The sequence below is a fragment of the Streptomyces mutomycini genome, from assembly GCF_001700505.1.
GTDB classification, from domain to species: Bacteria; Actinomycetota; Actinomycetes; order Streptomycetales; family Streptomycetaceae; genus Streptomyces; species Streptomyces mutomycini.
The window spans coordinates 1-22,358 of the sequence record NZ_MAPV01000060.1; the positions used below are offsets into that span (position 1 = coordinate 1).

Below are 22,358 nucleotides of genomic sequence, written 5' to 3' on the forward strand. Positions count from 1 at the left end.
GAAGGACCCGGCCGCGCGGCCGGGTCCTTCGCCAGACAGTCCCGGATCAGCTCGATCAGGTCGAGGGGCACGCCGGTGAGGTCCGGGTCCTCCTGCGCGATCCGGAACATCAGGGCGTGGATCCCGCTGTCCGCAGCCCCGAACGGCAGCCGGCCGGTCGACGCGTACGCCAGCACCGCGCCGAGGCAGAACACGTCGCACGCGGTCGTCACGCGCTCGCCCCGCACCTGCTCGGGAGACATGAAGCCGGGGGAGCCGATCATCGCGCCGGTGCGGGTGAGGCCGCCGTCGGCGACGGTGTCCAGGGCCCGTGCGATGCCGAAGTCGATGACCCGGGGTCCGTCGATGGTCATCAGGACGTTGGACGGTTTCAGGTCACGGTGGATCAGCCCGGCCCGGTGGATGTCCTGGAGCGCCCCGGCGAGCCCGGCTCCCAGACTGCGCACGGAGCGCTCGGGGAGCGGACCGTACGCCCCGGAGTCGGCCACCGGAGCGCCCGGACGGCCCGAGACGATGCGGTCGAGCGAGGGGCCGGCGACGTAACCGGTGGCCACCCACGGCACCGGAGCGTCCACTCCGGCGTCGAGCACCGGCGCGGTCCAGGCACCGCCGACCTTCCGGGCGGCCTGCACCTCCGCCCGGAATCGGTCGCGGAAATGCTGCTGAGCGGCGAGCTCGGCGCGGACCAGCTTGATGGCGACGGTGCGGCCCCGGTCCGAGCGGGCCAGGAACACCTGGCCCATCCCGCCGGCGCCGAGACGCCCCAACAGTCGGTACCCGCCGACGCGTTGCGGATCGCCGGAGCCCAGCTTCTCCATGGTGTGCTTCCTCCCCCGTACGGCCCTGGCGGGGCCGTGGGTCGAGAATAGCGGCGGGCGTGCCGCCGGGGCCGTCCTCAGCCGCCGGAGGATCCGGGCGGCGCTCCGGCCGGGGACGTCAGGGTGTCCATGGCGGCGGAGAGCCGCTCGAGCACCTGCACCGTCCGCGCGAACTCCTCCTCTCCCAGCTCCCCGGCCAGCCGCGCCGCGAACTCCGCGTGGGCGGGGCCGATCCGGCTCACCGCGGCACGGCCCTCCGCGGTGGGCCGGAGCAGCTTGGCCCGCCGGTGCGCCGGATTCGCGGCGTATTCGGCCAGGCCCTGATCCACCAGCAGATCGGCGATCCGCTGCACGCTCTGCCGGGTGATCCCCATCGCGCGGGCGATCCCCGACACGGGAAGCGGTTCGGTCAGTACCGCACCCAGGACCTGCCACCTGGCCGCGGTGAGCCCGGCGGGGCCGGCCAGATCCTCGGCGACGGCCAGGAACCGGCCGTTGAGCCGGAACACGCCGAGCGCGGTGCGGCTGAACAGATCAGGACTGTCCGCGTGTTCCCCGCTCATCCTTCGAGCACCTCGTAGGCGCTCGCGTCCGAGTCGTGGAAGAGCCGGTACCAGGCGTCCAGCTTCGTCGGCTCGAACACCCCGAGCAGCCCGAAGATCTCGCGCGCGAAGGCGACCGGCTCGGTCGGCCCCGCCGTGACGAGAGCGCCGCGCGGCACCCCGTCCGGACCGGCGCCCGTACCGGTGTCCGTCACCGCGTCGGCGTCCTCGTAGTGCGCGCCGCCCGCGTATCCCGTGGCCGCGAGGTAGAACGACACGGCGCTCGTGTGGCGGCGCTCGCCGAGCAGCCCTTCGCGGGCCAGCCCGGCGGTCGCCCCGCAGATGGCCGCCACGGGAACACCGGCGTCCAGGAAGGTGCGCGCGGCGCGGGCGAAGGGGGCGAGGTCGTCGCCGGTGTCCCAGAGGGAGGCGCCGGTGAGGATCAGCAGCTCGCTGTCCTCGGGGCGCAGTCCGTCGAGCGCGAGGTCGGGCAGGACGCGCGTTCCGCCCATGGTGGTGACGGGTTCGGCGGTGAGGCCGACGGTCCGCACCGTATGGCCGTGCCGGGTGAGCTGGGCCGTGGCGAAGCCCGGCTCCCAGTCGGCGAAGGTGTCGTAGACGGCCAGGTGGACGGTCGTTCCGGTCATGATGACCTCCGGTGGCGAAGCACGGAACCTTCCTTATGACAGAAGGCTGTCATTAAGGCAGGATGCTGTCAACTGTCCGAGGCGGGCCCGGCGGGGACCCGACACCTTGCCGAGCCGTGCGGCCCAGGCCGTACACAGTGGCCATGGAGGACGGTCCCGCCGCCGCATACGCTCTCCGCATGAGCCCCGATGCCCCCCGTGTCCCGTATGCCGACCCCGCAGCGGGCGCGGCCGTGAAGGCCGCCGACCGCGCGCACGTGTTCCACTCCTGGTCCGCCCAGGGCCTGATCGACCCGCTCGCCGTCGCCGGCGCCGAGGGGGCGTACTTCTGGGACTACGACGGCAACCGCTATCTGGACTTCACCAGCGGTCTCGTCTTCACCAACATCGGCTACCAGCATCCCGTCGTCGTCGCCGCGATCCAGGAGCAGGCGGGGAAACTCGCCACGTTCGCCCCCGCGTTCGCCGTCGAGGCGCGATCCGAGGCCGCCCGGCTGATCGCCGAGCGCACCCCCGGTGACCTGGACAAGATCTTCTTCACCAACGGCGGCGCCGAGGCCGTCGAGAACGCGGTCCGCATGGCGCGGCTGCACACCGGACGCCACAAGGTGCTCTCCGCCTACCGTTCGTACCACGGAGGCACCGCCACCGCGATCAACCTCACCGGCGACCCGCGCCGCTGGGCGTCCGACACCGGCTCGGCGGGTGTCGTCCGCTTCTGGGCGCCGTTCCTCTACCGCTCCCCGTTCCACGCGCGGACCGAGGAGGAGGAGTGCGCCCGCGCACTCCAGCACCTCGAGGACACGCTGGTGTTCGAGGGCCCCGCGACCGTCGCAGCGGTGGTCCTGGAGACGATCCCCGGCACTGCCGGCATCATGACGCCCCCGCCCGGCTATCTCGCGGGCGTACGCGAGATCTGCGACCGCTACGGGATCGTCTTCGTGCTGGACGAGGTGATGGCCGGGTTCGGGCGCACCGGGAAGTGGTTCGCCGCCGACCACCACGACGTCGTACCTGACCTGATGACGTTCGCGAAGGGCGTCAACTCCGGTTACGTGCCGCTCGGCGGTGTCGCCATCAGCGCCGAGATCGCCGCCACCTTCGAGAACCGCCCCTACCCCGGCGGACTCACCTACTCCGGGCACCCGCTGGCCTGCGCCGCGGCCGTCGCCACCATCAAGGTCATGGAGGAGGAGCAGACCGTCGAGAGCGCCGCTCACCTCGGCGAGCACGTGCTCGGCCCCGGCCTGCGGGAACTCGCCGGGCGTCACCCGTCGGTCGGCGAGGTGCGGGGACTCGGCGCCTTCTGGGCGCTGGAGCTGGTCCGCGACAGGGAGACGCGCGAGCCGCTGGTCCCGTACAACGCGACCGGTGAGGCCAACGCCCCGATGGCGGCCTTCGGCGCCGCCTGCAAGAAGAACGGACTCTGGCCCTTCATCAACATGAACCGCACCCATGTCGTCCCCGCCTGCAACATCACCGAGGCCGAGGCTAAGGAGGGTCTCGCGGCCCTGGACGCGGCCCTCTCGGTCGCCGACGAGCACACCGTGTAGACGGCACCGCACGCGACGCCCTCCCCCGCTCCCGGAACCGGGCACCTGCCCTGGCTTATGGTGACCCAAGCCGAGAACGGGAGGGGGCGTCATGGGTGCGAGCGGAGGTGTGACCCGCAGTACGCTGCGGCAGCAGATCACCGACGCGCTGCGTGACGAGGTCCTCGCGGGGCGTATGCAGCCGCGGGTGGCATTCACCGTCAAGCAGATCGCCGAGCAGTACGGGGTGTCCGCGACACCCGTGCGCGAGGCGCTCTTCGACCTCTCCGCGCAGGGGCTGCTCGAATCCGACCAGCACCGCGGCTTCCGGGTACGGGAGTTCACCGTCGCCGACTACCGTTCGATGGTGCAGGCGCGCGCCCTGGTCATAGACGGGGTGTACCGCGGGATCTTCGACGGGACCGGCTCCGCGCCCGCCGTGCTCGCCGCCCACCGGCCCGCGCTCGTCTCCGTACGCCGCAGGGCGGAGGAGGCCGCCCGTGCCGCGCGCAGCGGCGACCTCGACATCCTCATCGGCTACGACCTGCGGTTCTGGCGGGAGCTCGGCGCGGTCATCGGCAACACCTACATCACCGACTTCCTGCAGCGGCTCCGGATGCAGGCGTGGGTCTTCGCCGTCCCCTACCTCCGCGGGGACGCCGACGTGTGCGACTGGCTGTGGAGCGGCCACCAGGAGCTGGTGGAGGCGATCGCGGCCGCCGACGGACCCGCCGTACGCGCGGTGCTGGACGCCTACTACGCGCACGGGCTGAGCTGGGCCGACCGGCTGGCCGCCGACGACCCCCCGCACCCGGGCCACGGCTGAGCGCGCACCGGTCAGAGGGGTGCCCCGCGCCCTGTGCGAGGAGCCCCCGGCCGCATTACGCTGTCCCGACCATCGCACGAACCCGTTGGAGAGCGAGACTTCGTGGCCTGTGACCTGTGGCTGGTCCCCCTCGTCGATGTGCTGTGCCACAGCCCCGACAACCCGTTCGCCGAAGAGATCGCCGTCTACGACAAGGCGTTGACCGAGGCGGGGCTGCCGCCCGTGCCCGTCTACGCCTACATGCCGGGACTCACCGGGGAGGTCGCCCCGGTCGCGGGCTTCGACTACGACGCCCTGCACTTCCTGCGCCGCGCCTATCTGCTCCAGTTGAGCGGTCTGGCCGTCACGCCCGTCGGTGAACTGGGCGGGGACTACGAGCAGTTGCTGGAGATGTTCGAGCAGAGCGCGCAGGAGTCGCACCTGGTCTGGCACTACGACCACGCCGGAGCGTACCTCCCGGTGGACTTCCCTCATCCGCTCTCCGACGACCAGCTCCTGGAGGGCGGCGGCCCGCTGGGTTCCGCCCACGGACTGCTGCGGGAGCTGGAGTTCGTCGCCCCGTCCATCGGCATCGACCCGGCCAACCCGCCGGCCGCCCCCCTTCCTCCGGCCGGTCCGACCTCGCTGGAGGAGCCGGCCGCGCCCGCCCCGTACGACGAGAGTCCCTTCGCCCGGGAGCGGCACGTCTGGCTGGGCCTGCACGCGGCGGCGACCCGCAGCCTCGCGCAGGGCTCGATGATCATCTTCAGCTGATCCGCCGCACCGGCCGTCCCGCCGCACCCGGTGCCGGCCGCCCCTTCGCACCGCCGCCGGCGCCGACCCGCTCCCGCGGTTTCAGCGGGGCGGCTCCGGCGGCCGCTGGCGTGGCATGTTGGGCCGGGCCACCGCGGGCATGGTGAGCCGGGGTGCGGCCCCCGATTCGGGGCGCCCGCCGGGCCCGCCCGACACCAGCGACTGCATCCCCATGGGCGCGGGCCCGGCCCGGAACTCCACCATCCAGTCCGCCGTCTCCATACGGACGAGCTCGGTGATGTCCTCCGAGAACCGGCGCAGCACCCCCAGGCACCGCTCCGCGGCCTCGCTGGCGGTGCCCTCCGTCGGCCCGAGCACCTCGCGGACGCACTCGGAGGACCAGTCGAACTGCAGCACCTGCAGGCGCCGCTGCACGGCCTGTGCCGTCGCGAGGTTCCTTATCCAGCCGGAGGTCAGTCCGAAGTACCGGTCGCACCCCATGCACGCGGCGCCCAGGAGCAGCGACAGATAGCCCCAGCCCGCCGACCCGTGCAGCTGCCCGGTCAGATCGAGCAGGGGCAGGGCCGCGCCCGAGACCACCCCCGCCGCCGTGCCGAGCCGGAGCAGTCTCGCCGTGCGCCGCTTCCGTACCCGGTCGCGCAGATACCAGTCGGCGGTCTCGATGGCGCCCGCCTCGACCCAGCGGTAGAGCTCGTCGAGACGTTCGGCGGGTTCGCCCCAGTCACCGAGGGGGAAGGCGCGGCCGGCCAGGTCCCGGGGGCGCGAACCGCGGCGCGAACCGGACTGTTCGGTTCCGGTGCCTGCACCGGATCCCGCACCGGACTCCTTGCGGGGCGGCCCTTCGGGCTGCATCTCCGGCTGACTCACCGGGGCACTCCTCTGCACTCTGCGTTCGGCTCGTGTCGACGCGGATCGGCGCGGTTCTCGGTCTGGAGGGGCGGGTCCCGGCATATGACCGGGGCCCCATCCGGATAACTCTGCGTTACCCTCGCTCTGCGTACGGGTACGGCTACGCATGCTCTTCCTACCGCCGAATGGTGGGCCGCGGGGTCGAAATCGCGGTATTCCCGGGTGGGTATGGCCTCTGGTCAGGTATAGGAGCCCGGCAGCCACTTTTCAGAACTCACCCGAAAGAGTTGCCCCCAGCGGGTGGGGCGCGGCGTCCGGCGAACACGTAGGCTCGGCATACCGAAACAATCCGTCGTCGAAATGCCAGGAGTGACCGTGATTCCCGGTGGTGGCCAGCCCAACATGCAGCAGCTGCTCCAGCAGGCCCAGAAGATGCAACAGGATCTTGCCGTGGCCCAGGAGGAGCTGGCCAGGACCGAGGTCGAGGGACAGGCGGGCGGTGGTCTCGTGAAGGCCACCGTGACCGGTTCCGGCGAGCTCCGCGGCCTGGTGATCGATCCGGGCGCGGTGGACCCGGAGGACACCGAGACTCTCGCGGACCTCGTGGTCGCGGCGGTCCAGGCGGCGAACGAGAACGCGCAGACGCTCCAGCAGGAGAAGCTGGGCCCCCTGGCGCAGGGCCTGGGCGGCATGCCGGGTCTCCCGTTCTGACCCCTGTAGCTACCCGGGCGTACCGGATACGGTGCGAGCGGCAAGAAGGAGAGGCGTTCCGTTGTACGAAGGCGTGGTTCAGGAGCTGATCGACGAGCTGGGCAGGCTGCCGGGCGTCGGTCCCAAGAGCGCGCAGCGGATCGCCTTCCACATCCTGCAGGCCGAGCCCACCGACGTACGCCGTCTCGCCCATGCCCTCCTGGAGGTCAAGGACAAGGTCCGCTTCTGCGAGATCTGCGGCAACGTCGCCCAGCAGGAGCAGTGCGGCATCTGCCGTGACGCCCGCCGCGACCGCACGGTCATCTGTGTGGTCGAGGAGCCCAAGGACGTCGTCGCGATCGAGCGGACCCGTGAGTTCCGGGGGCGCTACCACGTCCTCGGCGGCGCTATCAGCCCGATCGAGGGTGTCGGCCCCGATGACCTGCGCATCCGGGAGCTGCTGGCCCGGCTGGCGGACGGCTCCATCACGGAGCTGATCCTGGCGACGGACCCCAATCTGGAGGGCGAGGCCACAGCGACCTACCTCGCCCGGATGGTCAAGCCGATGGGCCTGCGGGTCACACGGCTGGCCAGCGGACTGCCCGTGGGCGGTGACCTCGAGTACGCGGACGAGGTCACCCTCGGACGTGCGTTCGAAGGGAGGCGCCTGCTCGATGTGTGACCGGGCGTCTGACTGCGGCTTTATGTGTGGCGGCGATATGTTCTACCCACCGCTCGCGACCGTGCCCACGGGAGGTCACCACGATGTCTGACGCCACGCTGAACTCCGTCACGCAGGATCCGGACGATTTCGCCGTCCAGATCGCGGATCAGATCAAGACGTTCATCGTCGCGGTCTCCGAGGTGTCCAAGGCCGAGGAGCCCGAGGAGGCCGTCCCGGTCCTGCTGCTCCAGGTCTCCCAGCTCCTGCTGGCCGGCGGCAGGCTCGGCGCGTACGAGGACATCCTCCCGGACGAGCGCTACGAGCCCGACCTGGGCGCCGAACCGGACGCCGACGGGCTGCGCGAGCGCTTCGCCGAGCTCCTGGAGCCCATCGACGTCTACTCCGAGGTCTTCGACCCGTACGAGCCCCGCAAGCCCCCCGTGCCCCACCGCATCTCCGACGACCTGGCCGACCTGGTCACGGACCTCGGCCACGGCCTCGCGCACTACGAGGCGGACCGCACGGCTGAGGCCATGTGGTGGTGGCAGTTCTCGTACTTCTCCAACTGGGGCTCCACCGCGTCGGCGGCCCTGCGCGCGCTCCAGTCGCTGATCGCCCACATCCGGCTGAACCAGCCGCTCCAGGAGCTCGACGGCCTGGACACGGATCAGGACCCGGGTGACGGGGACCTGGCCGAGGAGGCGGGGCGTGTGATGGCCGAGGAGATCGCGGGGCCGCTGGGCCTGCGGCCGGTCCTGTAGCTCCCGCCGGGGCCCACTGTGTCCTGGGACACAAAGAGGCGTGCCGTGGGGGGATGCGGGCAGCAGCCCCGGTACGAGCAGTTCGGACGGCCTCCGTACCAGGTGGTGGGCGGGACATCTCACCATTCGGTACCGACGGGTCGATTCCGGACTGCTCGTTAAACTGAGCCGACCGCACCATTATTGAGCGAGGAGCGCACGTGGGCCTTGTCGTGCAGAAGTACGGAGGCTCCTCCGTAGCCGATGCCGAAGGCATCAAGCGTGTTGCCAAGCGAGTCGTCGACGCCAAGAAGAACGGCAACCAGGTGGTTGTCGTGGTGTCCGCGATGGGCGACACGACGGACGAGTTGATCGATCTCGCCGAGCAGGTATCCCCGATGCCTGCCGGGCGTGAGTTCGACATGCTGCTGACCGCCGGAGAGCGGATCTCCATGGCCCTGCTGGCGATGGCGATCAAAAACCTGGGTCACGAGGCCCAGTCGTTCACGGGCAGCCAGGCCGGTGTCATCACCGACTCGGTCCACAACAAAGCGCGCATCATCGATGTCACGCCCGGCCGCATCCGGACCTCGATCGACGAGGGCAACATCGCCATCGTCGCCGGGTTCCAGGGCGTGAGCCAGGAGGGCAAGAACATCACGACCCTCGGTCGCGGTGGCTCCGACACGACCGCCGTCGCGCTGGCCGCCGCGCTGGACGCGGAGGTCTGTGAGATCTACACCGATGTGGACGGTGTCTTCACCGCCGACCCCCGGGTCGTGAAGAAGGCCCGGAAGATCGACTGGATCTCCTTCGAGGACATGCTGGAGCTGGCGGCGTCCGGCTCCAAGGTGCTGCTGCACCGCTGCGTCGAGTACGCACGCCGTTACAACATCCCGATCCACGTCCGCTCGTCCTTCTCGGGGCTGCGCGGCACCTGGGTCAGCAACGAGCCGCAAGGGGACCAGCAGGTGGAGCACGCCATCATCTCCGGAGTCGCCCACGACGTCTCCGAGGCCAAGGTCACGGTCGTCGGCGTTCCCGACAAGCCGGGCGAGGCCGCAGCGATCTTCCGCGCCATCGCCGACGCCGAGATCAACATGGACATGGTGGTGCAGAACGTCTCCGCCGCCTCGACCGGTCTCACGGACATCACGTTCACCCTGCCCAAGGCCGAGGGCCGCAAGGCCATCGACGCCCTGGAGCGCTGCCGCGCCGGCATAGGGTTCGAGTCGCTGCGCTACGACGACCAGATCGCGAAGATCTCCCTCGTCGGCGCGGGCATGAAGACCAACCCCGGGGTCACCGCGGGCTTCTTCGAGGCGCTGTCCGACGTCGGCGTGAACATCGAGCTGATCTCGACGTCCGAGATCCGCATCTCTGTGGTCACCCGTATGGACGACGTCAACGAGGCCGTGCGCGCCGTGCACACGGCGTTCGGCCTCGACAGCGACTCCGACGAGGCTGTCGTCTACGGGGGCACCGGCCGATGACGGGACGCCGCCCTTCGCTCGCGGTCGTGGGTGCGACCGGGGTGATCGGCGGCGTCATGCTCCAGATCCTTTCGGAGCACGCGGACATCTGGGGCGAGGTCAGACTGGTCGCCTCTCCGCGGGCGGCCGGCACGAAGCTGGTCGTACGCGGTGAGGAGACTGAGGTCCTCCCGCTCTCCGAGGACGTGTTCGACGGGGTGGACGTCGCCCTGTTCCTGGTGCCGGACGAGGTGTCCGCGCAGTGGGGACCGGTCGCCGCCGGCCGGGGCGCCGTGGTCGTGGACGACTCGGCGGCCTTCCGGATGGACGACGACGTTCCCCTGGTCGTTCCCGAGATCAACCCCCATGCCGCGCGGGTGAGACCGCGCGGCATCGTCGCGTCCCCGAGCTGCACGACACTGTCGCTGATCGTCGCGGTCGGTGCGCTGCACGCCGAATTCGGGCTGCGGGAGCTGATCGTCTCGTCCTACCAGGCGGTGAGCGGCGAGGGCCGGGACGGTGTCGCCGTGCTCCGCGAGCAGCTCGCCCTGGTGGCGGGTACGGAGCTGGGCACCCGCCCCGGGGACGTCAGGAGGGCGATGGGCGACGGGGACCGGAGCCCGTTCGCCGCTCCGGTGGCACTGAACGTGGTGCCCTGGGCCGGGACCGACGCCGGGGACGGCTGGTCGTCCGAGGAACTGGCGATCCGCGGGGAATGCCGGAAGGTCCTGGGTCTGCCGGGCCTGAAGGTGACCGCGACCTGTGTCTACGTTCCCGTCGTCGCGGCGCACTCCATGTCCGTGCACGCCCGCTTCGAGAACGAGGTCTCCGTGGCGCGGGCGCACGAGGTCCTGGCGACGGCCCCCGGAGTGGTGCTCTTCGATTCCCCGGGCGCCGGTGACTTCCCCACACCGTCCGACGTCGTGGGCACCGACCCGGCCTGGGTGGGCCGGGTACGCCAGTCGATGGATGACCCCCATGCCGTCGACATGTTCATCTGCGCCGATAATCTCCGAAAAGGCGCGGCCCTCAATGTGGCTCAGATCGCCGAGTCGGTGGCCGGGGAATTCTCTCGTACCTGATCGAACCTGTTTTGTAGGATCTGTGTGCGCCCTGTGAGTAACTTGCCGCTCAGGACATCTTGAGCTGGGGCGTTGTCATATCCGACGATGATCTCCTGGTCCTCCGCAACCGCTGGGCGGATGCGGCGCGTCTATGTCGTCACTTCTTGCGTGGCTGGATGTGTTTTCGGGGCATTTGGGGAAGAGCAGGTACGAATGAGGGCATGTCGCACAGCATCGAACGCGGTGCCGTTCGCGTACAACCCTGACGGGGGGAAGCGTGTCCAACTGGCGTGGCAGAGGTTCTCGACATCACAGTGGTGGGCCCGTTGCGGGGCGCTTCGGTGCGCCCGCTCCGGCGGCCCCGCGCAGCCGGCGGTATGCCGGTGATTGCGCCCATGCCCGCTGCTCGGCCCACCCGGCTGCCTTCGCAGCGCGAGGGCGCTGAGGAGACGGTGGCGGCAGGAACGACGGTCGACCATCTCACCGAGACCTATCGAGCCCACTACCGCTCGCTGCTGGGTCTCGCCGCGCTCCTGCTGGACGACACCGCGTCCTGCGAGGACGTGGTGCAGGAGGCGTTCATCCGGGTGCACTCGGCGCGTAACCGGGTGCGCGATCCGGAGAAGACGCTCGCGTACCTCCGCCAGACGGTGGTCAACCTCTCCCGCTCCGCACTGCGCCGGCGCATCCTGGGGCTGAAGCTCCTCTCCAAGCCGATGCCGGACATGGCGAGTGCGGAGGAGGGCGCGTACGACCAGTTGGAGCGGGACGCGCTGATCAAGGCGATGAAAGGGCTGCAGCGCCGCCAGCGCGAGGTGCTGGTGCTGCGCTACTTCTCGGACATGACGGAGGCTCAGGTCGCTGAGACGCTGGGGATATCGCTCGGTTCGGTGAAGGCTTACGGCTCCCGGGGCATCGCGGCACTGCGCGTCGTGATGGAGGCGCAGGCATGAGCGGGCCCGAGAACAGGCACGACGATGACCGGACTGGAAATGGAACTGTGAACCACGGGCCGGAGAACACCCCGAACACCGATCCGGGGCAGGGCGGTGAACGGCAGCAGGACCAGAACCGGGAGGCGGCCGAGGGCGCGGAAGCCGCCTCAGGACCCTCCGCCTCCGGACTCACGGCTTCAGGCCCCACCGCCCCCGTATCCGCCGCTTCAGGACCCGTGTCCCCGGGTGCGGATTCGGACGATGCTGATTCGAGCGCTCCTGGCCGGGGCGGTCTTGACTCCGGTGCTCTTGACCAGGGTGGTCCTGCGGCCGGGTCCGGCGGCACGCTGACCGAGCTCTTCCGCGGCGGTGGCGAAGGTGCTTCCGGGAGTGACCACGGGGGTCCCGGTGACCCCGGGGCATCCGGCGGGACCGGGGGCGGGGGCATGGACGAGGTCGCGCTGCGCCGCATGCTGCGGGGCGCTGTCGAGGGCCTCGCACCCTCCGACGGCACCCTCGACCATCTGCACCGCGCGGTGCCCGCCCGGCGCGCCAGGCGGCGGCAGGGCGTGGTGGGTGCCGCGGCCGCGGCACTGCTGCTCGGGACGGCCGTCCCCGCTTTCGTCCATGTCGCGGGTTCGGACGGCTCGGCCACCGCCAACCCCGCCATCGCGGGCCACGGGGAGCAGGCCCAGGGTGGCAGCGGGGAGGAGGCGGGTGCCGAAGCCGACGGCGGGAACGCGGCGGGGCCCTCGGACCGCCGGACAGAGGGTGCCGAGGGTGATACCGGCAAATCCACGGCTCCGACGCGGGGATCGGACCCGGGCGCCGACAGGAGCGGGGCCGAGGGTCTCGACGATCCCCCGGGCTCCGACCTGGCAGCCACCAGGGTCTGTGACCCCGGCCAGCTGGGGGTCGCCTCGGCCGACGCGGGGGCGGCCGGTGCGGACGGCACGGTGTACGGGACCTTCCGGATCGCCAACGTGTCAGGCGAGGCCTGCTCGGTGACCAGTAACGGCACGGTCGGCTTCCAGGCGGCGGGCGCCGCCGACCCGTTGAAGATCACTGTGGTGCAGCACACCGCGGGCGACCCCGCAGCCGGACTGCCCGATCCGTCGTTGGAGCCCGGGACCGTGTTCCTGAAGCCGGCGATGACCTACGAGGTGCGCTTCGCGTGGGTGCCGTCGGACACCTGCCCGGCAACCGGCGGTTCGCCCAGCCCGACGCCCACGGACGGAGGCGGCGGCGGAGGCGAAGGCGCCGGCGAGGGGGCGGGTGCCGCTGCGGGGACGACGGATACCGCAGCGCAGTTCGGCAGGGCGGACGGCGGCCCCGCGGACGGCAGCATCGCCGTCACGCACACCCCGGAGGCGGGTGCGCCGACCGCGGAGACCACGATCGCCAACGCGTGTGCCGGCACTATCTACCGCACGGGCGTGCTGGACGCGTCCTAGCCGGTTTCGGACTGATCCGATCCGGATGTACAGACAGATGGATGTGCAGCCGGCCGGATATCTAGGGGCGGTCGGATATACGGGCGGACGGTGGTGCGGGTACGGCCGGACCGTTGTGCCGGGTCGGTGTCCCCGTTCCGCCCCGCCGACGGGACGGCTGCTCGCATCCGGGGACGGGTCCGGAACGGGGCCGGACCGCACGCGAGTCCCCGTCTCTCCGGGGCCGGACCGTACGCGCGCGCCCGTGGCCTGCCCGTAGCCGGCCCTCCCTGGCGGGGCCGTCCCGCCGCGGGGCTCCGTCAGTCGGCGTCGGCTGCGAGACCCAGCTGCACATCGCGTGCGGCCTCCGCCTCGCGGCGCACCAGCCGGAACCACATGAAGAGCACGAAGCCGCCGAAGACGAACCACTCGCCGGTGTAGCCGAGGTTCTGGAATGCCTTCAGATCGAGTCCGCTGCCCTGCGCCGCCGCCGCGGGCACGGGCTTCATGCCGCCGCCCGCACCGCCCGCGTCCGGCTCGGGCAGCGTCACCCAGGCGTCGTAGACGTCGTAGGGGACGAGGTTCACGAGGGACGCCGCACTGATCATGCCGAGCTGGCCCTCGGGAAGCCCGCCGCTGAGGTCGACGCCGCTGGTGCCGCTGTTCTCGGAAGCCTGCAGATCGCCGGTCACGGTGACCTCGCCGGCGGGTGCCGGTGGTACCTCGGTCCTGCCCGGAGCGCCCGCCAGCCAGCCCCGCACGACGGGCAGTGCCTTGCCGCTGTCGGTGCGCAGCAGGTCCAGCACGTAGAAGCCGCTACGGTCGTCCAGCCTGCGGCCGGGGACCAGGAACCGGTCGGCGTACGTCCCGGTCGCCACGGCAGGGCGGCCGGACGTCTCCGTGCTCACGGGGAGCAGGTCGTCGAGCGGCTTCGGGGAGCGGGTACCCGGATCGGGGCGCTCCTCGGCCTCCTCGTGCGACTGCACGCGGTCCTCGAAACGGCCGAGCTGCCACGTACCCATGAACACGCAGAAGGGGATGGCCAGCACGACGAAGAGGTTGATCCCCCACCACCGCGGGGTCAGCAGGAACCGGTACACCCCTCCACGGTACGGTTCCCCGCTCCGGGCCCCCGGAGCGGGGTGCACCATTTATCCGGACCTTATGCCGTCGGCCTCTTCTGCCCCCGGCTTTCCCGGCTTCCCCCGTCCTCCCGGGCCTGTGCGCTTCCGAGGTGGCGCAGTGCGAAGTCCAGCTCCAGCCGCACCTGCTTGATCCGCTCCTCCACGACCAGTGAGCCGTGCCCCGCGTCGTAGCGGTACACCTCGTGGACCGCGCCACGGGCCGCGAGGCGGTCCACGTAGTTCTCCACCTGACGGATCGGGCAGCGCGGATCGTTGACGCCGGCGGAGATGTAGACCGGAGCGCGCACGGCGTCCACATAGGTCAGCGGGGAAGAGGCCTCGAAGCGATCGGGCACCTCCTCCGGGGTCCCGCCCAGCAGTGTGCGGTCCATCGCCTTCAGTGCTTCCATCTCGTCGTGATAAGCGGTCACGTAGTCCGCGACCGGGACCGCCGCCAGCCCGAGCGCCCAGGCGTCCGGCTGCGTACCGAGCCCGAGCAGGGTCAGATAGCCGCCCCACGAACCGCCGGACAGCACCAGCCGGTCCGGATCGGCGAGCCCCGACTTCACCGCCCACTCCCGGACGGCCGCCACGTCCTCCAGCTCGATCAGCCCGACCCGGTGTTTCAGCGCGTCGGTCCAGGCGCGTCCATAGCCCGTCGAGCCGCGGTAGTTGACCCGCACGACGGCGAAGCCGTGGTCCACCCATGCGGCGGGACCCGACGCGAAGGCGTCGCTGTCGTGCCAGGTGGGGCCGCCGTGTATCTCGAAGACCGTGGGGAACGGGCCGTCGCCGGTGGCCGGAGTCTGCACCAGAGCGTGGATACGGCCTCCGGGGCCGTCCACCCAGGCGTCCCGCACCGGGACCGAGGCCGGAGCCTTCGCGCCCGGCGGATCGAGGACGACGGAGCCCGACGTGGAGCGCACGGCGGGTGGCTGCGCGGCGGACGACCACAGATACTCCACCGTGCCGTCCGGGCGGGCCGTGGCACCCGACACCGTCCCGGAGGGCGTCTCGACCCGCACCGCTCCTTCGGCGCCCGGCTCGTAACGCCACAGCTCGCTGCGGGCCTCGAAGCTGTGCTCGATCAGCAGCGCTGATCCGTCCGGATACCATTCGGCACCCACGTCACCGGGCAGATCGACCGGCAGGTCCGTCTGCGTCCCCGCCACCGGGTCCCAGATCATCGGCTCCCACCGCCCGCGCCGCTGATGTCCGATCAGCAGCCGGGTGTCACCGGCCACCGGGGCGAAGCCCAGCACCGACAGGCCCAGCTCCTTGGTGCCTCCCTCGGTGTCGTCCAGCTCGGCGACCGTCGAACCGTCGGGGCGCACCACCCGCAGTGCCGAGTGCATCGCGTCGCCGTGCTCCGTGTGTTCCAGTGCGATCAGTGTCCCGTCGTGGGAGAGGTCACCGACCCCGGCCGACTCCCGGTGGCGGTAGATCTCGGACGGCTCCGCCCCGGCACGCACCAGGTGGACGGTCGTGCCGTCCTCGTCGGTCGAGCGGCCGATCACCGCCGTGCCGTCCCGGCCGATCGCGAGTCCGGCCGGATAGGAGGCTTCCAGACCGGGTGCGGCCGGCTCGTCCGGACCGCCGTCGAAGGGCTGCCGCATCCACACGCCGAACTCGTCGCCGTCGGTGTCGGCGAACCACCAGACCACCTGGCCGTCGGGCGTCAGCACCCCGTCGGTCGTCCCGTTGGGCCGGTCGGTGACCTGGCGCTGCCTGCCGGTCGCCCGGTCCCACGCGTACAGCTCGTAGGTGCCGGTGGCGTTGGAGACGAAGAGCGCGCGGTCGGGAGCGTCCTCGGCCCAGTCGGGCAGGGAGACCCGCGCAGCGCGAAACCGCTGCTCCCACTGCGGCGGCTCCAGCTCCCGCTCCGGTACGGACGCGTCGTTCTGTGTGTCGCTCATGACCCCATCCAACCCGATGTGGCCACTGCGCCGGGCGGCCTGTGGATAACTGTTCGCACGCACCCCCAGCCTGTGGGTAACTTCGCGGCATGTACTCACCGACCCCCGACGACTGGCACGAGGCCAACCGCGCACGCTGGGACGAGCGCGTGGCGATCCACGCGGCCAGTGACTACTACGACCTGGAAGCCTTCCTGGCAGGCAAGGACGCCCTGCGCGGCTTCGAGCTCGCGGAGGTCGGTGACGTGACGGGCCGGACACTGCTGCATCTGCAGTGCCACATCGGCCTCGACACCCTCTCGTGGGTGCGGAACGGCGCCGCCCAGGTCGTGGGCCTCGACTTCTCCGAGCCTGCCGTCGAAACGGCTCGTGGCCTGGCCCGCTCACTGGGACTGTCGCCGGAGCGTGCCGCGTTCGTCGCCTCCGATGTGTACGACGCGGCCCAGGCGGTCCCGGACTCCGCCTACGACATCGTCTACACCGGCCTCGGCGCGCTGAACTGGCTCCCGGACGTCGGCCGTTGGGCGGAGGTCGCGGCATCGCTGGTCGCGCCGGGCGGCTTCCTCTACCTCGCGGAGTTCCATCCGGTGACCGACTGTCTGGACGACGAAACCGGCTCGCGCATCACCTACGACTACTTCAGTCGCGACCCCTGGGTGGACGACTCGCCGGGCACCTACGCCGACTTCGGCGCCGCGACCGTGCATAACCGCAGCGTCGAGTGGCAGCACCCCGTGGGCGAGGTCGTCTCGGCACTCGCGGCAGCCGGGCTGCGGATCGAGTTCCTGCACGAGCACGAAGCCACACTGTTCGCCCGCTACCCGGCGCTGGTTCGGCATCCGGACGGCTACTACCGCTTCCCGGCCGACCGCCCGCGCATCCCGATGATGTACTCGGTCAGGGCATCGCGGCCGGTCAGCGGCTGACCGGGGTCCGCGTCCGGCCGATTGTCAGTGGCGGGGGCCACACTCGATGCCATGACTGAAATGGCCGGTAAGGCGGGCAGGGTGTGGAGGACGGCCGAGGTGCGGGGGGCGGTGGAGGCCTACTGGGCCGCGGCGGACGCCCGCGACTGGGACGCCTTCTCCGCCACCCTCGCCGATGACGTGGTGTACGACCTGCCGCAGAGCCGTGAGCGCATCCACGGCAAGGATCGCTACGTCAGGTTCAACCGCGAGTACCCGGGCGACTGGCACGTCCGGACGGAGCGCATCGTGGCCGACGGGGAGGGCCGGCAGGCCGCCGTCCGGACGCTCGTGACAGTCGGGCTGGAGGAGATGCACGCCATCCACTTCTTCACGTTGGACGAGGACGGCAGGATCGCCGGAGTGACGGACTTCTGGCCGGAGCCCTGCGAGCCCCCTGCAGGCCGGGAGCACCTGGTCGAGCGGTACTGAAGCCGGAGAGCTCCGGAGAGACCGGCCCGCGCCCTGCGGCACCACCACCCGCGACAGACGGCAGGCGGTGGCGCCACGAGCGACGGACGGGCTGCTCTACGCGCGTTACGCCACAGAGCGGAAGGCCGGCAGATAGCCGCCGGACTGCCCCACGGCCTTGGGGTGGTAGGAGTTGATGACCGGGATGGACACGCTGTGGATCCACGCGTCACCCGAGCAGAGCTCGTGCCCGGTGAACTCGTCGACCACGCTGGAGAACGTGAATCCCGCGTTGGCCGCCCGCTTGGCGAGCACCCCGTTCAGTACGTCCGAGGCGTTGTTGATGGCCCCGCGCTCGGTCTCCGTGAGGCCGGCGATGCAGCTGCCCGACAGCTTGTAGAAGCGCGGGTATCCCAGCACCACCACATGGGCCTGCGGAGCTCGTGAACGGATGCCCGTGTAGAGGGAGTCGAGACGCCCGGGCAGCGAGTTCTGCGTCTGGGAGACCGCCGTGTTCACGCGGCTCACGCAGGTGGCCTCGCTCTGCAGGACGCACGTCTGCATGACGTCCGCGAACCCGACGTCGTTGCCGCCGGCCGTGAGGCTGACGAGCGTGGTCGACGAGCTCAGCGCGCCCAGCTGGCCGCTGGACACGGAGGACGTCGTCGCACCCGAGCAGGCGACGAACGCGAAGGACGACGGAGCGTTCGCGTTCTTCCAGAGATAGGGATACGCGTTGGTGCTGCGCTTGCAGTCGCCGCTCTCCGAGGTGTAGCTCCCGGCGCCCACTCCGGAGGAGTAGGAGTCACCGAGGGCTACGTAGTTGCCGCCGGCCGCGGACGCTGGTTGGGCGATGCCGAGTATGGCCACGGCGGCGATCGCGAGGGCGGAGAGAGATGCCCGGAAGGTGCGTACTGACATGGCTGCCAGCCCTTCGAAATGTGGGGGACGAGTGGGGAGTTCGTGGGGCGAGCACGTTTCTAGCAGCTCCCGGTACTCGGCGGTAATGGCCGCGGAGAAAGTCGTCTGATATGCCCGAAGGATCGTTCGGCGGACGATGCTCCGCGCGTAGATAAACCTTCAACTGCACCTCGAAACGGTGAAGTTACGGGTGTCCCCGACACTCTCGGTGACCCCTCACGGTCGCTTCCGTACGAGCGCGGCCTGTTCGGGGGCGGCAGTTTCCATCCCGCGCGAGCTGTCTTCACGCCCCCGGCACCGCACACGACTGCGGCCGCCAGGAAACCTGGCGGCCGCAGTGAAGGTGTGGCAGGGGACTAGAGCGTGCGCTCCAGGCGGTCCGCCATCAGCCTGCTGAAGCGTGAGGGATCGCTCAGCTCGCCACCGTCCGAGAGGAGCGCCAGCCCGTGGACGAGCTCGGCCGTCTCGGCCAGTTCGGCGCCGGTCCCCTCCTCACCGCTCTGCGCGGCGTGCGCCTTGTTCAGCCCGCTGATCAGTGCGTGCGAGGGGTTGAGCTCGAGGATCCGCTTGATCTGCGGCACCTCCTGGCCCATGGCGCGGTACATGTTCTCCAGCGCCGGGGTGGCATCGTGCGTGTCCGAGACGATGCAGGCCGGCGAGACGGTGAGCCGTGAGGAGAGGCGAACCTCCTTCACGGTGTCACCGAGCTGCTCCGTCATCCAGGTCAGCAGACCGGCGTACTCCTGCTGCTGCTTCTCACGCTCGGCCTCGACCTCCTTCTTCTCCTCGTCGGTGTCGAGGTCGACCTCGCCCTTGGCGATCGACTGGAGGGGCTTGCCGTCGAACTCGGGGACGGACTGGACCCAGACCTCGTCGACGGGGTCGGTCAGCAGGAGGACCTCGAAGCCCTTGGCGCGGAAGGCCTCCATGTGGGGCGAGCTCTCCATGGCCGCACGCGACTCGCCGGTCATGTAGTAGATCTGCTCCTGGCCCTCCTTCATCCGCTCCACGTACGAGCTCAGGGTGGTCAGCCCTTCCTCGTCCTGGGTCGAGGCGAAGGAGGAGATCTCCAGGATCGCGTCGCGGTTCTCGAAGTCCTGGAACAGCCCTTCCTTGAGGACCCGGCCGAATTCCTTCCAGAACGTCGCGTACTTCTCGGGGGAGCCGGACCTCAGGTCCTTCACCGTCGAGAGCACCTTCTTGACCAGACGGCGCCGCATCATCTCGATCTGGCGGTCCTGCTGGAGGATCTCACGCGACACATTGAGCGACAGGTCCTGTGCGTCGACCACGCCCTTCACGAAGCGGAGATACGTCGGCATGAGCGCTTCGCAGTCGTCCATGATGAATACGCGCTTCACATAGAGCTGGACCCCGCGCTTGTGGTCCTGCATGAAAAGGTCCTGCGGCGCGTGGGACGGCAGGAAGAGCAGGGCCTGGTATTCGAAAGTGCCCTCCGCCTGCATGCGGATGGTTTCGAGCGGGTCGGTCCAGTCGTGACTGATGTGCTTGTACAGCTCGCTGTACTCCTCATCGGTCACGGAGTCCTTCGACCGGGCCCACAGCGCCTTCATCGAGTTGACCGTCTCGGCCTCGGGCTCGGCGCCCTCCTCGCTCTCCGCCGCTGCCATGCGGATGGGCCAGGTGATGAAGTCCGAGTAGCGCTTGACGATTTCCCTGATCTTCCAGGGCGATGTGTAGTCGAAGAGCTTGTCCTCGGTGTCCTCGGGCTTGAGCCGCAGCGTGACCGAGGTGCCCTGCGGTGCGTCGTCGACGGACTCGACGGTGTAGGTGCCCTCACCGCTGGACTGCCAGCGCGTGCCGGTGTCCTCGCCCGCGCGCCGGGTCAGCAGGGTGACCTCGTCGGCGACCATGAAGCTCGAATAGAACCCGACACCGAACTGTCCGATGAGTTCCTCGGAAGCGGTGGCGTCCTTGGCTTCCTTCAGTTCCTGGAGGAACTTCGCCGTACCGGAATTGGCGATCGTCCCGATCAGCTGCACGACCTCGTCGTGCGACATTCCGATGCCGTTGTCGCGCACGGTCAGCGTGCGCTTCTCCCGGTCGGTCTCGATGGCGATATGGAGGTCGGACGAGTCTGCCTGGAGTGTGTCGTCGCGGAGCGTTTCCAGTCGCAGCTTGTCCAGCGCGTCCGAAGAATTGGAGATGAGCTCACGCAGGAAGACATCCTTGTTCGAGTAAATCGAATGGATCATCATCTGCAGGAGCTGGCGCGCTTCTACCTGAAACTCGAACGTCTCGGCCGGCATGGGTACGGGTTCCCTTTCCTGGGTTAAGTCATCTGAGCCGCTGTACATCGTAACCAGGCCCCGGCCCGCCCATGTGCCGGTTCGGTCACGGCCGTTGACCGCCCGCGTGTGCACGGGCGGTGGACACACGCACCCGCCGCGGGATGCGGGCCCGTCCCACCGGGCAGACTGGGGCGCATGGGCGATACGCGAGCGACTTCCGGGACCGCGGGGGGCCTCGGCCTCCCTCCGGTGATCACGTGCCGGGAGCCGGGCAGCTTCGCCCGGGGCGTCATGGCCGAGCGCCATCCGGCACTGATCGAGCAGGTGCGCGGGGCCTTCCCGTACGGCCCCCGGCAGCACCGTGCTCTGGACGAGCTGCTGCACGAGATCGTCCACGGGGTCGTCGAACCGCTCGGCCCCGGTAGCCCCGACCGTGAGCTCTGGCTGGCGCGGGGACCGGAGTACTTCGGACAACCGTGGTTCGACGCGCCGTTCCTCTGGGCCGAGAGCTACTTCTACCGCAGGCTCCTGGGGGCTGTCGGTTATCTGGACGAGGGCCCGTGGCAGGGCGTCGATCCCTTCGCCCCCTTCAAGCGCGCCGAACTGAGCGGCGACCTGGTCGAGCAGGAACTCCGCTCCCTGGACGACCTCGCGGGTCTCTCCGCGGCCGAGCGGGCGACAGCTCTCCTCCAGGGGTCGCTCTGGGGCAACCGCGCCGATCTCGGCTTCCGCGGCCCGACCGGCGAATCCGCTCCGGACGAGGCCGTCCCCGGTCTGGTCGCCGACGACAGCGCGGCGCTGTGGGCGCTCCTGCCGCCCGGGGCCGGGGCCACCGTAGCCGTCATCGCAGACAACACCGGCCGCGAGCTGATTCCCGACCTCGTCCTCGTCGACCACCTGCTCGACCACGGCCGAGCCGGCCGGGTGCTGCTCTATGTGAAACCCCGTCCCTACTACGTCTCCGACGCGATGACGGCCGACGTCGTCGACTGCCTGCGCCGACTGTGCGGAGCTCCCGGCGAGGCGGGCGCGATCGGCAGGCGCGTCCGGGAGGCCATGGGGTCCGGCCGGCTCGAAGTCCGTACGCATGCCTTCTTCTGCGCACCGTTCCCGTACGAGCGGATGCCCGGGGATCTGCGGGAGGAGCTCGGCACCGCCACGCTGACCGTCCTGAAGGGTGACCTCAACTACCGGCGTCTGGTCGGCGACCGGCTGTGGCCGGCGACCACGTCGTTCGCCGACGTCACCGCGTACTTCCCGGGAGCCGTCGCCGCGCTTCGCACGCTGAAGTCCGACGTCGTCGTGGGCCTGGACCCGGGGACGCTCGAAGGTCTGGAGCGTTCCGGCCGTGCGTGGCGCACCAGCGGTACGCACGCACTGATCCAGGTGCGTGCACGGCACGACGGAACAGCCGTCAGCGTGCCACCCCGTGCCGGGTGACGAGATCGTGCCAGCCCTGCTCCAGCCGTTCGATGCGCATGCCGCGCTCGCATGTCAGGTGGTGGACGAGGGTGGCGTCGACCGAACCCAGCAGGCTGTGCGCGACGAGCTCCCGCTCGCCCTCCGCATGCGCCTCGCGCAGCAGCATGGCGACGTGGCTGAGCCGCAGCCGGTACGCGGGCGCGGCGTAGGCGCGCAGCGGATCGGTTCGGGAGGCCAGGATCAACTCGTGGTGGTCCAGCTCGTGGCGCATCACCGCCGGCCCGAAAGCGTGCAGGCGCTCCGCGGCGGGGGCGCCGGGGCCCATGGGGGGCGGTCCTGACAGGAAGGCGGCCTGCAGCAGGGACTCCCGGTGGTCCAGGAG

21 protein-coding genes and 1 pseudogene are annotated in these 22,358 nt (G+C 70.4%); 13 read left to right on the plus strand and 9 right to left on the minus strand.

Annotated features, from left to right (window positions below; genetic code table 11):
• From BFF76_RS09930 to BFF76_RS09940, 3 genes are all read right to left on the minus strand, one after another.
• A partial coding sequence (locus BFF76_RS09930; protein WP_141695583.1) for a serine/threonine-protein kinase occupies positions 1-818 on the minus strand: 818 nt, incomplete at its 3' end.
• A 77-nt stretch (positions 819-895) separates the two neighbouring features.
• On the minus strand, positions 896-1,381 hold the full coding sequence (locus tag BFF76_RS09935) for a MarR family winged helix-turn-helix transcriptional regulator (RefSeq protein ID WP_031090780.1): 486 nt from the start codon (positions 1,379-1,381) through the stop codon (positions 896-898).
• Positions 1,378-2,007, minus strand: a complete 630-nt coding sequence (locus tag BFF76_RS09940; RefSeq protein WP_065848034.1) for a DJ-1/PfpI family protein — start codon at positions 2,005-2,007, stop codon at positions 1,378-1,380. The genes BFF76_RS09935 and BFF76_RS09940 overlap by 4 nt, the downstream gene beginning before the upstream one ends.
• 179 nt (positions 2,008-2,186) lie before the next feature.
• Here BFF76_RS09940 and BFF76_RS09945 point away from each other — a divergent pair, with 179 nt between their 5' ends.
• The 3 genes from BFF76_RS09945 (at position 2,187) to BFF76_RS09955 (ending at position 5,118) form a co-directional block, all read left to right on the plus strand.
• The gene (locus BFF76_RS09945; RefSeq protein ID WP_031090781.1) at positions 2,187-3,560 is read left to right on the plus strand and encodes an aspartate aminotransferase family protein; all 1,374 of its coding nucleotides are present in this window, start codon (positions 2,187-2,189) and stop codon (positions 3,558-3,560) included.
• A 91-nt stretch (positions 3,561-3,651) separates the two neighbouring features.
• Entirely contained in the window at positions 3,652-4,365 is a 714-nt protein-coding gene (locus tag BFF76_RS09950) for a GntR family transcriptional regulator (RefSeq protein WP_031090783.1), read from the plus strand.
• A 102-nt stretch (positions 4,366-4,467) separates the two neighbouring features.
• Positions 4,468-5,118, plus strand: a complete 651-nt coding sequence (locus tag BFF76_RS09955; protein WP_031090785.1) for a hypothetical protein — start codon at positions 4,468-4,470, stop codon at positions 5,116-5,118.
• Between the two features lie 81 nt (positions 5,119-5,199).
• Here the strand turns inward: BFF76_RS09955 and BFF76_RS09960 are convergent, their stop codons facing one another.
• Positions 5,200-5,985, minus strand: a complete 786-nt coding sequence (locus BFF76_RS09960) for an SLATT domain-containing protein (protein ID WP_078850497.1) — start codon at positions 5,983-5,985, stop codon at positions 5,200-5,202.
• 357 nt (positions 5,986-6,342) lie between these two features.
• On the opposite strand from BFF76_RS09960, the gene BFF76_RS09965 reads away from it, so the two are divergent.
• The 7 genes from BFF76_RS09965 to BFF76_RS09995 all read left to right on the plus strand — a co-directional run bounded on the left by BFF76_RS09965 (position 6,343) and on the right by BFF76_RS09995 (position 12,986).
• Complete coding sequence (locus tag BFF76_RS09965) at positions 6,343-6,678, plus strand: YbaB/EbfC family nucleoid-associated protein (RefSeq protein WP_078850498.1); 336 nt, start codon at positions 6,343-6,345, stop codon at positions 6,676-6,678.
• 61 nt (positions 6,679-6,739) lie between these two features.
• Positions 6,740-7,339, plus strand: a complete 600-nt coding sequence (recR, locus tag BFF76_RS09970; RefSeq protein WP_031090791.1) for a recombination mediator RecR — start codon at positions 6,740-6,742, stop codon at positions 7,337-7,339.
• Between the two features lie 83 nt (positions 7,340-7,422).
• Positions 7,423-8,082 (plus strand): DUF5063 domain-containing protein, encoded by a 660-nt coding sequence (locus BFF76_RS09975; protein WP_031090793.1) that lies wholly within the window; start codon positions 7,423-7,425, stop codon positions 8,080-8,082.
• A 200-nt stretch (positions 8,083-8,282) separates the two neighbouring features.
• Positions 8,283-9,554 carry an aspartate kinase gene (locus BFF76_RS09980; RefSeq protein ID WP_031090795.1) on the plus strand — a complete coding sequence of 424 codons (1,272 nt, stop codon included), beginning with the start codon at positions 8,283-8,285 and terminating at the stop codon, positions 9,552-9,554.
• Positions 9,551-10,615: an aspartate-semialdehyde dehydrogenase gene (locus BFF76_RS09985; RefSeq protein WP_031090796.1), complete on the plus strand. Its 1,065-nt coding sequence runs from the start codon at positions 9,551-9,553 to the stop codon at positions 10,613-10,615. Before BFF76_RS09980 ends, BFF76_RS09985 begins: the two co-directional genes overlap by 4 nt.
• A gap of 359 nt (positions 10,616-10,974) precedes the next feature.
• Positions 10,975-11,550, plus strand: a complete 576-nt coding sequence (locus BFF76_RS09990; RefSeq protein WP_031090798.1) for a SigE family RNA polymerase sigma factor — start codon at positions 10,975-10,977, stop codon at positions 11,548-11,550.
• Positions 11,547-12,986, plus strand: coding sequence for a hypothetical protein (locus BFF76_RS09995; protein WP_053929476.1), 1,440 nt, complete (start codon positions 11,547-11,549; stop codon positions 12,984-12,986). The genes BFF76_RS09990 and BFF76_RS09995 overlap by 4 nt, the downstream gene beginning before the upstream one ends.
• 299 nt (positions 12,987-13,285) lie before the next feature.
• On the opposite strand, the gene BFF76_RS10000 is transcribed toward BFF76_RS09995, so the two are convergent.
• Complete coding sequence (locus tag BFF76_RS10000; protein ID WP_053929475.1) at positions 13,286-14,065, minus strand: SURF1 family protein; 780 nt, start codon at positions 14,063-14,065, stop codon at positions 13,286-13,288.
• A 62-nt stretch (positions 14,066-14,127) separates the two neighbouring features.
• Complete coding sequence (locus tag BFF76_RS10005; RefSeq protein ID WP_051834490.1) at positions 14,128-16,005, minus strand: S9 family peptidase; 1,878 nt, start codon at positions 16,003-16,005, stop codon at positions 14,128-14,130.
• Positions 16,006-16,094: 89 nt separating this feature from the next.
• Here BFF76_RS10005 and BFF76_RS10010 point away from each other — a divergent pair, with 89 nt between their 5' ends.
• Together BFF76_RS10010 and BFF76_RS10015 are read left to right on the plus strand one after the other, a co-directional pair.
• Positions 16,095-16,931 carry a class I SAM-dependent methyltransferase gene (locus BFF76_RS10010; protein WP_031090806.1) on the plus strand — a complete coding sequence of 279 codons (837 nt, stop codon included), beginning with the start codon at positions 16,095-16,097 and terminating at the stop codon, positions 16,929-16,931.
• Between the two features lie 51 nt (positions 16,932-16,982).
• Positions 16,983-17,402 (plus strand): nuclear transport factor 2 family protein, encoded by a 420-nt coding sequence (locus tag BFF76_RS10015; RefSeq protein ID WP_234316660.1) that lies wholly within the window; start codon positions 16,983-16,985, stop codon positions 17,400-17,402.
• A 105-nt stretch (positions 17,403-17,507) separates the two neighbouring features.
• Here the strand turns inward: BFF76_RS10015 and BFF76_RS10020 are convergent, their stop codons facing one another.
• Both BFF76_RS10020 and htpG read right to left on the minus strand, forming a co-directional pair.
• Positions 17,508-18,302, minus strand: a complete 795-nt coding sequence (locus tag BFF76_RS10020) for an SGNH/GDSL hydrolase family protein (protein WP_031090810.1) — start codon at positions 18,300-18,302, stop codon at positions 17,508-17,510.
• Between the two features lie 356 nt (positions 18,303-18,658).
• Positions 18,659-20,572: a molecular chaperone HtpG gene (gene htpG, locus BFF76_RS10025; protein WP_053929474.1), complete on the minus strand. Its 1,914-nt coding sequence runs from the start codon at positions 20,570-20,572 to the stop codon at positions 18,659-18,661.
• 177 nt (positions 20,573-20,749) lie between these two features.
• Between htpG and BFF76_RS10030 the strand changes: the two genes are divergently transcribed.
• On the plus strand, positions 20,750-21,994 hold the full coding sequence (locus tag BFF76_RS10030; protein WP_065848035.1) for a damage-control phosphatase ARMT1 family protein: 1,245 nt from the start codon (positions 20,750-20,752) through the stop codon (positions 21,992-21,994).
• On the opposite strand, the pseudogene BFF76_RS10035 reads toward BFF76_RS10030, so the two are convergent.
• Positions 21,969-22,358, minus strand: a pseudogene (locus BFF76_RS10035) (TetR/AcrR family transcriptional regulator); the annotation flags it as partial. The gene BFF76_RS10030 and the pseudogene BFF76_RS10035 overlap by 26 nt on opposite strands.